At 65.7% G+C, this 13,901-nt stretch carries 10 protein-coding genes and 1 other RNA gene; 8 read left to right on the top strand and 3 right to left on the bottom strand.

Features of this window, described 5'->3' with window-relative positions; genetic code table 11:
* Positions 1–446 precede the first annotated feature (446 nt).
* From ACW4QM_RS00005 to aspS, 3 genes are all read left to right on the top strand, one after another.
* Complete coding sequence (locus ACW4QM_RS00005; protein WP_455798067.1) at positions 447–1,049, top strand: hypothetical protein; 603 nt, start codon at positions 447–449, stop codon at positions 1,047–1,049.
* An 18-nt stretch (positions 1,050–1,067) separates the two neighbouring features.
* A complete protein-coding gene (acnA, locus tag ACW4QM_RS00010; RefSeq protein WP_455798068.1) occupies positions 1,068–3,728 on the top strand; it encodes an aconitate hydratase AcnA in 2,661 nt (886 codons plus the stop codon).
* Positions 3,729–3,900: 172 nt separating this feature from the next.
* Positions 3,901–5,682 (top strand): aspartate--tRNA ligase, encoded by a 1,782-nt coding sequence (aspS, locus tag ACW4QM_RS00015; protein ID WP_302223619.1) that lies wholly within the window; start codon positions 3,901–3,903, stop codon positions 5,680–5,682.
* A 315-nt stretch (positions 5,683–5,997) separates the two neighbouring features.
* Here aspS and ACW4QM_RS00020 read toward each other — a convergent pair whose 3' ends face one another.
* Positions 5,998–7,035, bottom strand: a complete 1,038-nt coding sequence (locus tag ACW4QM_RS00020; protein WP_455798069.1) for a tyrosine-protein phosphatase — start codon at positions 7,033–7,035, stop codon at positions 5,998–6,000.
* A gap of 8 nt (positions 7,036–7,043) precedes the next feature.
* A complete protein-coding gene (locus ACW4QM_RS00025) occupies positions 7,044–8,696 on the bottom strand; it encodes a hypothetical protein (protein ID WP_455798070.1) in 1,653 nt (550 codons plus the stop codon).
* Between the two features lie 241 nt (positions 8,697–8,937).
* Here ACW4QM_RS00025 and ffs point away from each other — a divergent pair.
* The 5 genes from ffs (at position 8,938) to recR (ending at position 13,454) form a co-directional block, all read left to right on the top strand.
* Positions 8,938–9,031: signal recognition particle sRNA small type (ffs, locus tag ACW4QM_RS00030), an RNA gene on the top strand.
* Positions 9,032–9,176: 145 nt separating this feature from the next.
* Positions 9,177–10,007, top strand: coding sequence for a VTT domain-containing protein (locus tag ACW4QM_RS00035; protein WP_022739063.1), 831 nt, complete (start codon positions 9,177–9,179; stop codon positions 10,005–10,007).
* A 3-nt stretch (positions 10,008–10,010) separates the two neighbouring features.
* Positions 10,011–12,452, top strand: coding sequence for a DNA polymerase III subunit gamma/tau (gene dnaX, locus ACW4QM_RS00040; RefSeq protein WP_452041108.1), 2,442 nt, complete (start codon positions 10,011–10,013; stop codon positions 12,450–12,452).
* A 75-nt stretch (positions 12,453–12,527) separates the two neighbouring features.
* Positions 12,528–12,836, top strand: a complete 309-nt coding sequence (locus ACW4QM_RS00045; protein WP_022739071.1) for a YbaB/EbfC family nucleoid-associated protein — start codon at positions 12,528–12,530, stop codon at positions 12,834–12,836.
* A gap of 21 nt (positions 12,837–12,857) precedes the next feature.
* Complete coding sequence (recR, locus tag ACW4QM_RS00050; protein WP_302012632.1) at positions 12,858–13,454, top strand: recombination mediator RecR; 597 nt, start codon at positions 12,858–12,860, stop codon at positions 13,452–13,454.
* Positions 13,455–13,480: 26 nt separating this feature from the next.
* On the opposite strand, the gene nrdD is transcribed toward recR, so the two are convergent.
* Complete coding sequence (nrdD, locus tag ACW4QM_RS00055; RefSeq protein ID WP_114548947.1) at positions 13,481–13,798, bottom strand: anaerobic ribonucleoside-triphosphate reductase; 318 nt, start codon at positions 13,796–13,798, stop codon at positions 13,481–13,483.
* Between the last annotated feature and the right edge of the window lie 103 nt (positions 13,799–13,901).

A 13,901-nucleotide genomic window follows, 5' to 3' on the forward strand; every position in this document is an offset into this window, starting at 1 on the left:
TTCCGAACTCGGCAGTTAAGCCCCACCTCGCCGAAAGTACTGCGGCGCCAGGCCGCGGGAGGACAGGTCGTTCCGCTCGCAGGGGGCGCTTTTCTGCGTTCCGGCCGCCCTGACGGGACGGCCGGACCTGCCGATGCCGCGGCTCCGACAGGCGCCCGGCCTCGCCCCTTGTTTGGGGCTCGGCGCGGCGCGGAGGCCGCTTGGCCCCGAGGCGGGGCAATTCCGGGCGCCCGTCGGACCCTCGCCGACTTCCTCGGGCGAACCTGTGCGACAAAACTATATTATTATTTGGACGCCCATGCGGGCGTCTTTTTGTTTTTGTGCGCCCTTAACCGTGAAATGGGAACGGCTTCTTTCTTTGAAAATATAAGGACGCGTATAATGTTTTCTGGAAAACTGGCGTCGATGACAGAGCCGAAGGGCTCGTCAGGAAAGGGAGGTTTCCCTTGAGTTCAGAGACCCCTGAAGATAAGAAGCGCGTTGAGGAGGCGCTGAAGGATTCGGCGAAGCTGAAGGAGTTGGTGGAGGCTCTTTCCGATGGGAGCCGCCGCGGCCGCCAGCAGGCAGCGAAGGTCATTGCAGGCGTGGCTGCTGAGAATCCTGAAATACTCGTGCCTTTCGCGTCCGATCTCGTCGACGCATTGGAGCGCTCTGAGGCTCAGACGCGTTGGGAATGTCTTGATGCGCTGACTTACGTCGTGCCCTTCGACTCTCGGCCCTGCGACAAGGCCATCCCCGGCGCCGAGGCGGCCCTGTTCGACGAGGACAGCGGTCCTTTGCGTTTGGCCGCCATGCGCTTTCTGTGCAAGCTGGGTGCGACGACCGAGAAACGCTCGGAAAAAGTATGGCCTCTCATCGACGAGGGCATCCAGTGCTATCACGGCGATTTGGAATTCCAGGATATGCTTCTGGCGGTCATCGACTTCTCCCAGGGGAAGCTGGACGGGTCTGTGAAAAGCGCCCTGGCCGATCGTATGCGCTTCGATGCCGAGAACGGCAAGGGCATGCTCAAGCGCCGTGCCGCTCAGATCATCGAGAATGTAGCTTAGTTCCAAGGAGATTGATACATGAGCTTTGAAGCTTCTTTGAAGGTGGGCAATGGGGCCTACACCTATTACCCGGTGAGCGAGATAGAGGGGGCGGCGCAGCTGCCTTACTCCCTTACCGTGCTTTTGGAGAATGCGCTGCGCTGCGGGCGCACGCCCGAAGAGGCCCAGGCCATGGCCGAGCGCATCGTAACTGCTGGCTTGGCGGGCCAGACGGGCGAGGAAGTGGAGTTCTCGCCGGCGCGCGTGTTGTTCCAGGACTTCACGGGTGTGCCGGTGTTTGTCGATTTCGCCGTCATGCGCGAGGCCTGCGCCGATCTGGGCGGCGATCCGAAGAAGATCAACCCGCAGGTACCGTGCGATTTGGTCATCGACCATTCGGTCATCGCGGATGTGGCCGGGTGCGACGGCTGCATGGATGAGAACATGAAGCTGGAGTTCAAGCGCAACGGCGAGCGCTACGACTTTTTGAAGTGGGCCCAGGAGTCCTTCGAGAACGTGCGCATCGTGCCGCCGGGACAGGGCATCTGCCACCAGCTGAACATCGAGAAGTTCGCCAGCGTGGTCATGGAATCTCCCGCCGGCCTTACCGGCGCCGATGGCACGCCCGTGGTGTACTTCGACACGCTTGTGGGCACCGACTCCCATACGCCCACGGCCAACGGCATCGGTGTGCTCGGCTGGGGCGTGGGCGGCATCGAGGCGGAGGCGGCCGCGCTGGGCCAACCCATCACGACGCTTGTGCCCCGCGTCATTGGCGTGAAGCTGACGGGCGACTTGTCCGAAGGCGTGTCGGCCATGGACGTGTCGCTGACGTTCGCACAAATGCTGCGCGAGCGCGGTGTGGTGGGCTGCTTTGTGGAATGCTTCGGCCCCGGCGTGGCGGCGCTTTCCGCCACCCAGCGCGCCTGCATCTCGAACATGACCCCGGAGTACGGCTGCACCTGCACGCTGTTCCCGGTGGACGACCGCACCCTGGACTACCTGCGCCTCACGGGCCGCAGCGCCGAGCAGGTGGCTCTGGTTGAAGCCTACGCGAAGGCCCAGGGCTACTGGAATGATCCCGAGGCGGCGCCGCGCACCTATGCCGAGGTGATCGAGCTCGATCTTTCCACAGTTCAACCTTCTCTGGCGGGCCCCTCGCGCCCCCACGATCGCATTCCGCTCGCCAAGGCCGGCGAGCGCTTCCGCGCCATCTGCGCCGAGCGCGGCCTCGACGATGCGACGGTGCATGTGGAAGTTGACGGCGAGGACTACGAGCTGACCCACGGAGCCATTGCCATCGCCGCCGTGACGAGCTGCACCACGGCCACCGACCAGGCCATGATGCTGGCCACGGGCCTCATGGCGCGCAACGCCGCCGAGCGCGGGCTTGCGCCGGCACCCTGGGTGAAGACCATCTTGGCTCCCGGTAGCCGCGCCACCGAGCTTCTGCTCGAGCGGGCGGGGCTTACTGAGCCCTTGCGCCAGCTGGGCTTCTATACCTGCGGTTTCGGTTGCATGAGCTGCATTGGCAACTCGGGTCCCCTCTCCGAGGCCATGCATGCCGTGGCCGACGACATCGAGCTGGCCAGCGTTCTGTCGGGCAACCGCAACTTCGAGGGCCGCATTTCACCGGACGTGTCGCAGAACTACCTGATGCAGCCGGCCAATGTCATCGCCTACGCCATCGCCGGCACCATGGACATCGATCTGGAGAAGGATCCCCTTGGCGCGGACGCTGAGGGCAATCCCGTGTTCTATGCCGACATCGTGCCCGCCGCCGATGAGGTGGCCGCTCTTGTGGACGAGTTTGTGACGGCCGACTTGTACGAGCAGGGCGCCGCAGACATGTTTGAGGGCGACGCCGCGTGGCAGGCCCTGGGGGCCGAGCCGAGCGATACCTTCGCTTGGGACGACGGCTCTACCTACGTGCGCCGCCCGCCCTATTTCGACGGCATGACCCGCGAGGTTGCGGGCCAGGATGCCATCGAGGGCGCCCGCGTGCTCGGCAACTTCGGCGACTTCATCACGACCGATCATATCTCGCCGGCCGGTGCCATCGCGCCGGACATGCCGGCGGCCGAGTACCTGGAGGCCTATGGCGTGGCCCCGGCCGACTTCAACACCTACGGCAGCCGCCGCGGCAACCACGAGGTGATGATGCGCGGTACCTTCGCTAACGTGAAGCTGCAGAACAAGTTGGCCGATGGACGCAAGGGCGGCTGGACCCGCGACTTTACCACCGGCGAGATCACGCCTCTGTATTATGCCGCCGAGAACTACGCCGCATCCGACACGCCGGCGGCGGTGCTCGCGGGCAAGATGTACGGAAGTGGCTCGTCCCGAGACTGGGCGGCCAAGGGCCCGATGCTGCTCGGCGTGCGCGTGGCCATCGCCGCGAGCTTCGAGCGCATTCACCGCTCCAACCTCATCGGCATGGGCATCCTGCCGCTGCAGTTCATCGAGGGGCAAAACGCGGAGACGCTGGGTCTCGACGGCTCCGAGACCATCACGGTGGCGCCCATCGACTTCTCGGCGGGGCTGCCGAGCCCGGCTGTCGTGAAGGTGACGGCCAAGAAGCCCGATGGAAGCGCCGTGACCTTCGATGCCACCGTGCGCATCGACACGCCCACGGAGGGCCGCTACTACGAGAATGGCGGCATCCTCCAGTACGTGCTGCGCGATCTGATCAAAGGATAAGAACCGATCGTGCATTGCTCAGCCCCCGTCGCTGCGCGAGAGCGACGGGGGCTTTTTGCTGCCGTCTGTGCGCTTTTCCGTTGCTGAACGCGCTGAAAGCTAGCTTGCGCGCCTGCAATGCGGTACGATTACGGGCACGTGATTTTTGACCCCTAGGAGCAACGAAACGACTATGGAAGACTTCCGCAACGAATATTGCATGCACACCGCCACCTGCGGGCAGCTGCGTGCGACTGATGTGAACCAAGAGGTGACTTTGTGCGGTTGGGCGTGGCACACTCGCGACCACGGCGGCCTCATCTTCATCGACCTGCGTGACCGCGACGGCTACACCCAGGTGGTGGTCGATCCCGATTGCGTGAGCGAGGAGGACTTCCATGCGGCCGAGCACTTGGGCCGCGAGTATGTGCTGAAGGTGTCCGGGCGCGTGCGCGAGCGTGCACCGGAGGCTATCAACCCGAACATGATCACGGGCGAGATCGAAGTTTTGGCCAATGCGGTACAGGTGCTGAACACGTCGGTGACGCCGCCCTTCTCCATTGAGGATGGCATCGAGACCGATGAGATCACGCGCATGAAGTGGCGCTATCTGGACATCCGCCGTCCCGAGATGCTCGCCAACCTGAAGCTGCGCCACACGGTGACCCAGGCCATGCGCCGGGCCCTGGACGAGCGCGGTTTCCTGGAGATCGAGACCCCGATTCTGGCGAACTCCACGCCCGAGGGCGCCCGCGACTACATCGTGCCGTCGCGGCCGAACCCGGGCAAGTTCTACGCCCTGCCCCAGAGCCCCCAGCAGTTCAAGCAGATGCTCATGTGCGCCGGCGTGGAACGCTACTACCAGATCGCCCGGTGCTTCCGCGACGAGGACCTGCGCGCCGATCGCCAGCCCGAGTTCACCCAGGTAGATATCGAGATGTCCTTCGTCGAGGGCGACGATGTGTGCGACATGATGGAAGGCGTCATGGCCGAGACCTTGAAGGCCGTGGGCGTGACTGACGTGACCTTCCCGCTGCAGAAGATGCAGTATGCCGACGCCATGCGCGACTACGGCTGCGACCGCCCCGACGTGCGCTTCGGCATGCTGCTCCACGACATCACCGACATTGTGAAGGATACCGGCTTCAAGGTGTTCGCGAGCGTGGCTCAGTCCGGCGGTGTGGTGAAGGCCATCAACGTCAAGGGTGCCGGCGACTGGTCCCGCGGCGAGGTGGAGAAGCTCGCCAGCATCGCCGAGGCCAACGGCGCCAAGGGCATGGCCTGGGTGGCGTTCACCACCGATGGCCAGGAGAAGAGCCCCATCAAGAAGTTCTTCACCGACGAGGAGTGGGCGGCCCTGAAGGCCGAGATGGAAGTAGAGCCCGGCGATCTTTTGCTGTTCGCGGCCGATAAGCCCGAGATCGCCAACGCGGTGCTCTCCGCCCTGCGCCTGCACATGGCCGACGCCATGAACATCCCCCGCGAGGGCCACGCGCTGCTGTGGGTCGTGAACTTCCCCATGTTCCGCTATGACGAGGACGAGAAGAAGTACGCTGCCGAGCACCATCCCTTCACCCATGTGCTGAAGGAGGATCTGGGCAAGATCGAGAGCGATCCGCTGGCCTGTGGCAGCTACTCCTACGACTTGGTCATGGACGGCTTCGAGGTGGGCGGCGGCACCATCCGCATCCACAACGCCGAGGAGCAGCGCCGCATCCTGCGCGTCGTGGGACTGACCGATGAGGAGATCGACGAGAAGTTCGGCCACCTCATTCGCGCGCTGGAGCTGGGCGCCCCGCCGCACGGCGGCATCGCCCTGGGCTTGGATCGTCTCGTGATGCTTCTGGCCCGCAAGGACTCCATCCGCGATGTCATCGCCTTCCCGAAGACGAGCAGCGCGAGCGACCCCATGACCGGCGCTCCGAGTGCCGTCACCGGCCGCCAGCTGAAGGATGTGAGCCTACGCATCCTGTAAGCGCGCAGCGCGGTCGAACGCAATAGAGCTTGCAAGGCGCCTGCCCCTTCGGGCGGGCGCCTTTTGCGCGAGAAGGCCATGGGGTCGGGACGCTTTCGTTTCAGGCGAGGCAAATGCCACTTCGACCCCGTTATGGCACGGCGCGATGCCAGTTAAGGGGTGAAATGGTAAGGAAATGCCAGTTCGACCCCGTTATGGCAAGACGCGAACGACCATTTCTGGGTCGAACTGGCATTTGCGCGGGCAAAAGCGAAAATGCGTGCCCGAGCTTTGGGCTATCGGCTTCCAGGGCGCAGGCGTTTCCGAAAGCGCGGCCTAGGCCACCAAGGCGCGGAGGCTTTCGGTGGCTTCGGGGGTGAGGTGCAGGCCCTCGCGCAGGTAGGCGGCGAAGCTGCCGTAGAGGCGGTCGATCTCGTCGAAGTAGGCGCGCAGGTAGGCCGGCCGCGCTTCCAGAAACGACAGCAGGATGGCGCGCTCGTGGTCGGTCATGCCCCCGTCGAGGTGCGCTGCCTCCTCTGCGATGAGGTCGGCGTGGTCGGCGTTCACGCGCAGATAGTCCTCCATGATGGCGTCCTCGTCGGCTCCGGTGGCGCGCAAAAGCGTGGCGCATAGCACCCCGGTGCGGTCCTTGCCGTTCACGCAGTGGATGAGCGCGGGGCGTCCCTCGGCGGCCATGGAGCGCAGGGCCTGCCCCACCAGCGGATACTCGCGCACGTAGCGGCGGTAGTTCGCGGCCATGCGCTCCTCGGGCTCGCCGTAGCGCTCGATGACGCCGGCGATGAGGCGCTTGTTGGAATCCTTGCGGCGGTGCTCGGTGGAAGGCTCCAGCGCCACGGTGCGCATGCCCACGATGTAGGGCTCCGGGTGCGCCGCCACCTCGGAGGCCGTGCGCAAGTCGTAAATGGTGGCGATGCCGAGGGCACCCGAGAGGAAGGCCGCCTCCTCACCGGTGAGGTTCGCGAGCTCCCGCGAGCGGAAGATGCGCGCGTCCTTGAACGAGCCGCCCACGGCTCGGATGCGCGCATCCCCGTAAGTGCCCCCGGCGGGCAGCGCCTCGAAGGCGAAGCCGGCTACCAGGGTGGAGGGCTCGCCGTCCTCGGTCACGGGCCGCACCTTCAGAAGATAGCGCCCGGGGGTTTCCGGCGTGTAGACGAACCGCCAATTCACGCCGCGGCTCTTGTCCACGGCGGCGGTGGGGTAGGCCGTCCAGGAGGCGCCGTCGTCCAGCGAGAACTCCATGGCGCAGATCGTGCGGTCGAAGTCGTCCACATAGCCGGCGAACTCGATGGGCTGCCCGGCATAGTAGGGTGGCCGCGTGTGTGGGGCGAGAGGATTATCGGGAGCGTCGGCCACGGGTCCTCCTACACCAAGTCGCCGCGGATTTCCAGCAGGGTGCGGGCGAGGTGGGCGAAGGCCTGCTCGCCGGCGGCCGAGTCGGGCGCATTGGTCATGATGGTTATGAGGTAGTCGCGACCGTTGATCGTGACGATGCCCGAATCGCACACGGCGTCGTCTTGGCCGTCGATCCAGCCGGCTTTGTTGCGCACGGTGATGTTCGTGCCGATAGACGCGACGGTCTTGTCCTCTTCAATGAGCGTCTGGCCGCCCTCCGCGTCTTCGGTGAGCACGGAGCCGTCGCCTTCGGAGCCGTCGGCGGCCGTGCTCTCCTCGGAGCCCTCCTCGTCGCTTCCGTCGTCTTCCACGCCTTCCTCGCCGCCGGAACCCTCTTCCGGCAGGTAGTCGGTGTGCCCTGCGCTCGTGGTGCCCAGGGCGCCGTTGCGCAGGAATGAGACTTCGGTTTTGCCGAAGGTGTCGGAGAGCCACTGGGCTGCCGAGGTATCGGCAGTCGTCAGGTACTCGTAGATCTTCAACCACATGAGGGCCGACTGGCGTGCCGTGTAGGTGGGGAAGTACGTGTCGTTCACCAGCGCCGTATCGACGCCGGCCTCGGCCAGCCATGCTTCCATGCCGTCGTTTCCGTAGGTGCGGCGCAGCTTGCCGTAGGAGGAATTGTCCGACCAGACAATGGTGTTTTCCACCTGAGTGAGGCGCGAAGACGAGGCGCGGTCGATGTCGTTGGGGAACTCCTTGTTCACCACATAGGCGCAATAGGGGCCCTTGAACGAGCTGGCGCCGTAGATGGGCACGTCCACGTTGCCGGCAATGCCGCGTCCCGTGCCCAGATCCATGATGAGGTAGCTGGCCTCATAGCCATTGTTGTCGTAGTAGGAGAGCGCGTTGTTCAAGCTCACGAGGGAACGGTCGGAGAGCACGGGCGCGGCGGCCTGTTCGCCGGCGTCGTTGGTCGCGTTGCCGAGGGCGAAGGCGAAGGGGGCCTTCTGCCCGGCGAGGTTGGTAAGGTCGTCGCGGGTCGGCGTGTAGGCGGGCAGCTGGGCCAGCTCCGGCTCGACGGGGCGGGCGAGGCTCACCTGGGTAGCGACGTTCTGCGCGAAGTAGGAGGCGTTGCCGCCCACGGCGTTGGCGCTGGCGACGCCGACATGCTTGCTGCCGTCTTTGGCGGCGGCCGATGCGAAAGGACCGATGTGGAAAAGCGCCATGGCGAAGATGACGGCCAGCGCGATAGCGATGAGCGCCATGGCCGCCCGTGCGAGGTTGAAACCGCCGGCCGGGGCGAGCGTGTGCATCTGGGGGGCGAACGCGGCGCCTGCGCGAGGGGCGTGGCTACCGCGGCCAGAGGGAGCGCCGTTGCGCGAGCGTCCTTGGGCGCCGCGATTGCCGGCGGGCGCTTGTTTGCCGCGGGACTGCTCGCCGCGCGGGGAGCGCTCGCCGCCTGAGTGCCGGCGTCCCGGCTCGGGCTCGCGACGGCGGTCGCGGCTTGAGGGATACTCGTCGCGCAGGGGGTTGTGCCGGGTGCCGCGCGGGCGGTTGCCGCAGGGGGAAGACGAACGGGTGCTACCCGTGGAGCGGCCGTCGAAGCGGCCCGTGGAAAGAGAGAGGCCGCCTTGGGAGCGTCTGGGTTCGTCGTCGTAGCGGCTGTAATCGGATCGGGCCATGACATCCTCGGGACTGATGTGTTTGAGTTACGTTTAAGGGTCGAAAGAATAGTAGCAATTCCCCCGGTTTTTGCGAAGACCTTACGAAGATCTTAACAAGGATCGCGTAGTGAAAATGCCCGCAGACGGTTTCAGGCGGTCTTGAGCGGGCGTCCTATGGACTTTTAGTTACCGGAGGGGAGCGCCGTCGCCAGTCGTGCGCGCTTCCCCTATACTTAAGCCTTACGAGTTCGAGTGCCTCGAATGGGTATGGGCGGCGACATGTTCCGAACCTGGTCAGGTCCGGGAGGAAGCAGCCATAAGGGACCGCTGACGAGCGCCCATACCTATTCGGGGCACTTTTGCGCGAAGGGCGTGCCGCGGTGCCAACGTAAAATTACCGTGGCGCTTTTGCGCAGGGCGGCATTGCCACGGCCCCTGAAAATACAATGGGGCCGGCGGCGCGCCGCCTTCGACATTATTCTGCAGATTGGAGACTCGGTGGGCATCATCGACTTTTTCATCAACCTTTTGAAAGACCCGCGCGGCTTCATCGCCGGCTGGATCATCGCTTTGGGCCCGGTGTGGGTGTACACGCCGCTGTTCCTCATCGTGTTCGTGGAGACGGGGCTCGTGTTCTTCCCGTTTCTGCCGGGCGACTCGCTCCTGTTCGCAGCGGGCGTGTTCTCCGCCGACGGCGGCGGCCTGAACGTGTGGGCCACGCTCATCGTGTTCTGGGCGGCAGCCATTTTGGGCAACACCTCGAACTACTGGATCGCGCGCCTGTTCGGCAGCCGCATCATCGATTCGGGGAAGGTGAAGGCGCTCACGCCCGAGCGCATGGCCAAGCTCGACCACTTCTTCGAGCGCTATGGCGGGCTCACGATCATCATCACGCGGTTCATGCCGTTTTTCCGCACCTTCGCGCCGTTCATCGCTGGTACCGGACATATGAACTTCGGGAAGTTCACGTTCTTCAACGCCGTCGGCGGCATCTCCTGGGTGAGCCTGTTCGTGCTGGTGGGATACTTCTTCGGCGGTATTCCGTTTGTGCAGGAGCACTTCGAGGTGATCGTGCTGGGCATTGTGGCCGTGTCGGTGGCGCCGGCGTTCATCGGTGTCATCAAGGCCGCGCTGAACAGTCGTCGCGCCAAGGAGGGCGATCCGGTAGCCCAGGCGGCCGAGCGCGTGAACGAGGCCGAGTACGAGCGCGAGCTGACCGAGGAGCGCGTGATGCGCGCCGAGGCCGAGGCGAAGGCGGAGGCGCGGCGCCGGGTGGCGGCCGAGGACGCGCAGGCGGCTTCCGAGACTGAGGAGAAAGGCGGGGAGTAGGCCATGGCCGAGGCACTCTATCGCAAGTACCGACCGCAGATCTTCGAGGACGTGGTTGGTCAGGAGCACATCGAGCGCACCATCAAAAACGCCATCGCCCAGGACAAGGTGAGCCACGCCTACCTGTTCACGGGCCCGCGCGGCACCGGCAAGACCACCACGGCGCGCCTTCTGGCCAAGGCGCTTCTGTGCGAGAAGGGGCCCACGGCTGAGCCCGACGGCACCTGCGACGACTGCGAGATGATCGCTGCCGGCGAGCACCCCGATGTGTACGAGCTGGACGCCGCGAGCCGCACCGGCGTGGAGAACGTCCGCGAGGAGATCATCGGCCGCGTGCAGTTCGCGCCGACGCGCGGGCGCTACAAGGTATACATCATCGACGAGGTGCACATGCTCTCGACGGCCGCCTTCAACGCGTTGTTGAAGACGCTGGAGGAGCCGCCGAGTCACGTGGTGTTCATCCTGGCCACCACCGATCCCCAGAAGGTGCCCGAGACCATTCACTCGCGGTGCCAGCGCTTCGATTTCCGCCGCATCTCCACCGAGGCCATGGTGTCTCGCTTGGGGGCCATCTGCACCGCCGAGAACGTGGAGTTCGAAGGGGAGGCCCTGGAGCTCATCGCGCATCGGGCCGAGGGCGGCATGCGTAACGCGCTCACTTCGCTGGAGCAGCTCATCGCCTTCGGCGACGGTGCGGTGACCATGGAAGTGGCCGAGCGGATGCTGGGAGCCGTGGACTCCACGGATTTGGCCGACATCGTGCGGACGATAGGCGCCCGCGACGCGGCGGCGTGCTTCCGCTGGGTGGCCGAGTACGTGGAAACCGGCGCCGACATGGCCCAGTTCGTCGCGAATTTGGCCGAGCATATGCGCAACATGTACGTTATGGCTGTGGCGGGGCCCGAGGTGGTGCTCGACGTGTCCGAGACGACGCGCCGCGAGCTGATCCAGGAGCTGCCGCTGTTCGGCGTCGACCGCCTGGCGCGGCTTCTGGGTGTTTTGGGGGATGTAGCCGGCGAGCTGAAGACGTCCACGAACCCGCGGCTTACCTTCGAGATCGCGCTGACGCGCATGGTGCGCCCCGACGCCGATGTGACGTTGGAAGCTCTGGCCGAGCGCGTGGAAACCCTGGAGCGCCAGCTGGCCGGCGCCTCTGTCGTGGCTGCCGCGGCGCCCGCGTCCGCAGGCGTGCCGGTGGCTGCTCCTGCGCCTGTGTCTGCCGCTGCTCCGGCGGCGGTCGTTTCGGCAGCGGTTGCCCCTGCGTCTGCGGCAACCGCCCCGGCTGCTGTTGCCCCTGCAGGAGCGAACCCGGCTGCGGTTGCCCCTGCTGGAGCGAGCCCCGTAGGGGGCGACCTTGGTCGCCCCTCGGCTCCAGCTGGGTCAGCGCCGTGCGACAGCCCGTCCGCCTCGCTCGCGGAGGGCAGACCAAGGTCTGCCCCTACGGAAGAGGTTGTCCCGGCGGCAGCCCCTGCCGCGGCGACCTCTGCTGCCGTTGCCCCCGCGCCGTCTACGGCATCCGCCCCCGTTTCCGCACCGCCCGCTTCGGCCGCTGCGGGCGCCTTATCGTCGGAAATCACCGCCGCCCTCTCGAATATGGCCTCGCTGCAGCGTCTCTGGGCCGGTGTGCTCGCCTCGCTGAAGAAGTCCAAGGCGGCCTACGGCGTGCTGTTCATGAACACCAAGGCGGTCTTCGATGCGGCGGCTGGCGCGCTTCTCATCGAGTTCCCCGCCGAGAACGACTTCGCCTTCCGCGCCGTGCAGAAACCCGACGTGCAGGCCGAGCTCGCCCAGGCTCTGCGCCGCGAAGCCCACGGGGACATTCCCTTCGAGCTGCGCAAGGGCGGCGCCTCGGCTCCGATGGCCTCTGCTCCCGCCGCGGCTTCCGCATTTAACGTACCCGCACCGGCCTCTCAATCGGTACCTGCCCCGTCCGCTGCCTCTTCCACTGCTTCGGCGAGCCCGATGTCCGGCGCGCCTTCTAGCGTGAACGCGCCCGCGGTTCCCGCTCCCGCCGCTGCGCCGGCGTCCTCGCCGGCCCCCGCGCCCGATGACGATCGGCCGCCCTACGACGACTACGTCCCCTACGACGATGCGGATATCCCTTTCGGGGATCCCTTCGCCTCCCGGGGCGCCTCGCCCCAGGGCGCAGCGACCTCCCCGGCGCCGAGCGTCTCCGCAAATGCCTCTCCCGCAGCCTCTTCCGAAGTGCCCCCGTGGGAGGAGGCGCCCCAGGTGCCGGCGCCGTCTGGTGCGACACCTCAAGCGCCTGCGTCCGCTCCTGCCCCCTCGCCGGCCCCTTCGATGGCAGCACCGTCCGCCTCCGCGCTTCCCCCCGAGCCCGATGCCGTGTCCGGGCCTTCCCCGAATCCCGTAGAGGAGCCCGACCTCGCCGCCTCGCTTGCCTTCGGCTTCGGCGACGGCGTCAACTTCGAGGAAGTCGTCTAAGCGAGATTGGGCGAGATGCCCTAGAATACGTTAGCAGTCGGGCGCGACCCGCGAACCAGCAAAGGAGACCCTTTCATGGACATGAAGAAAATGATGAAGCAGGCTCAGAAGATGCAGCGCGATGCTGCCGCGGCCCAGCAGGAGATCGCCGCCATGACCTTCGAGGCCTCGGCCGGCGGCGGCATGGTGAAGGCCACGGCCACCGGCGAGATGGCCATCACCGACATCACCATCGACCCCGCTGCCGTGGATCCCGAGGACGTGGAGATGCTGCAGGACATGGTCGTCGCCGCCGTGAACGAGGCGCTGCGCGCCGCCAGCGAGGCGGCCAACGCCCGCATGAACGCCGTCATGGGCGGCATGAAGATCCCTGGCCTGATGTAGCCGCGCCCTAAGGCGACATTCGTGCAAGCGGCACCTTCCATCCAAAAGCTCCTCGATGAGCTGGAGCGTTTGCCCGGCGTGGGGCCGAAGTCGGCCCAGCGCATGGCCTATTGGATCCTGAACACCGACGCGGCCGAGGCGCTGCGTCTGGCCGACGCCATCCGCGAGGTGAAGGCGGGCGTGCACTTCTGTGCCCGCTGCTTCAACTATGCCGAGGGCGACCTGTGCGAGATCTGCGCCAGTGCCAAGCGCGACGACTCGGTCATCTGCGTGGTGAGCGAGCCCCGCGACATCCCGCCCATCGAGCGCACGGCCGTGTTCAACGGCGTCTACCATGTGCTCGGCGGCGTGCTGGCACCCATGGAGGGTGTCGGCCCCGGCGACTTGCGCATCGCCGAGCTGATGGCGCGCCTCGGTCGCGAGGACGTGACCGAGGTGGTGCTCGCCATGAACCCCAACATTGAAGGGGAGACCACCGCCGCCTACCTCGCGCGGCTCATCAAGCCCTTGGGCGTGAAGGTGACGCGCCCGGCCAGCGGGCTTCCCGTCGGCGGCGACTTGGAATTCGCCGACGAGGTCACCTTGGGCCGCGCCCTGGAAGGGCGATTGCCGCTGTAGGCTTTCAGACTGCGAAAAAAGCCAGGTTACTTGCAGCAGGCGGGAACCTCGTGCTTGACGCGGTCGTGCTCCTCGGCGCGCTTGGCGTCGTTGAAGCGGTCGAGCGTACCCACCAGGTAACCGGTGATGCGGCGGATGCGGTCGAACTTCACCGGTGCGAGCCCGTAGTGGATGCCCACGTCCTCGCCATCGACATCCAGCGTCAGCGACTCCAGCTGACCATGGGGGTACTTGTCGTAGGCGCGCTTGATGTAGGCCTTGATCTCGTCGTCGGATACGGGGGTATCGCTGGCCTGTGCGTAGTTCACGGCCACCTTCACGCCGTCGATCATCTTGTTCTCCATGATAGGCTCCTTGTCGTTTGCGGTTCGGTTAATGCCTCGCTGGTTCACTATATCTAGTTAGCGAAACGGAATTCTAGCACAATATGTAGCCCTTTGGGGTCAT

Source organism: Adlercreutzia sp. CNCM I-6207 (genome assembly GCF_977072305.1).

Excerpts from the sequence above, each read along its gene's own strand:
- aspS (WP_302223619.1), top strand. The coding sequence starts at position 3,901 with ATGGAAGACTTCCGCAACGAATATTGCATGCACACCGCCACCTGCGGG.
- acnA (WP_455798068.1), top strand. The coding sequence starts at position 1,068 with ATGAGCTTTGAAGCTTCTTTGAAGGTGGGCAATGGGGCCTACACCTAT.
- dnaX (WP_452041108.1), top strand. The coding sequence starts at position 10,011 with ATGGCCGAGGCACTCTATCGCAAGTACCGACCGCAGATCTTCGAGGAC.
- nrdD (WP_114548947.1), bottom strand. The coding sequence starts at position 13,798 with ATGGAGAACAAGATGATCGACGGCGTGAAGGTGGCCGTGAACTACGCA.
- ACW4QM_RS00045 (WP_022739071.1), top strand. The coding sequence starts at position 12,528 with ATGGACATGAAGAAAATGATGAAGCAGGCTCAGAAGATGCAGCGCGAT.
- ACW4QM_RS00025 (WP_455798070.1), bottom strand. The coding sequence starts at position 8,696 with ATGGCCCGATCCGATTACAGCCGCTACGACGACGAACCCAGACGCTCC.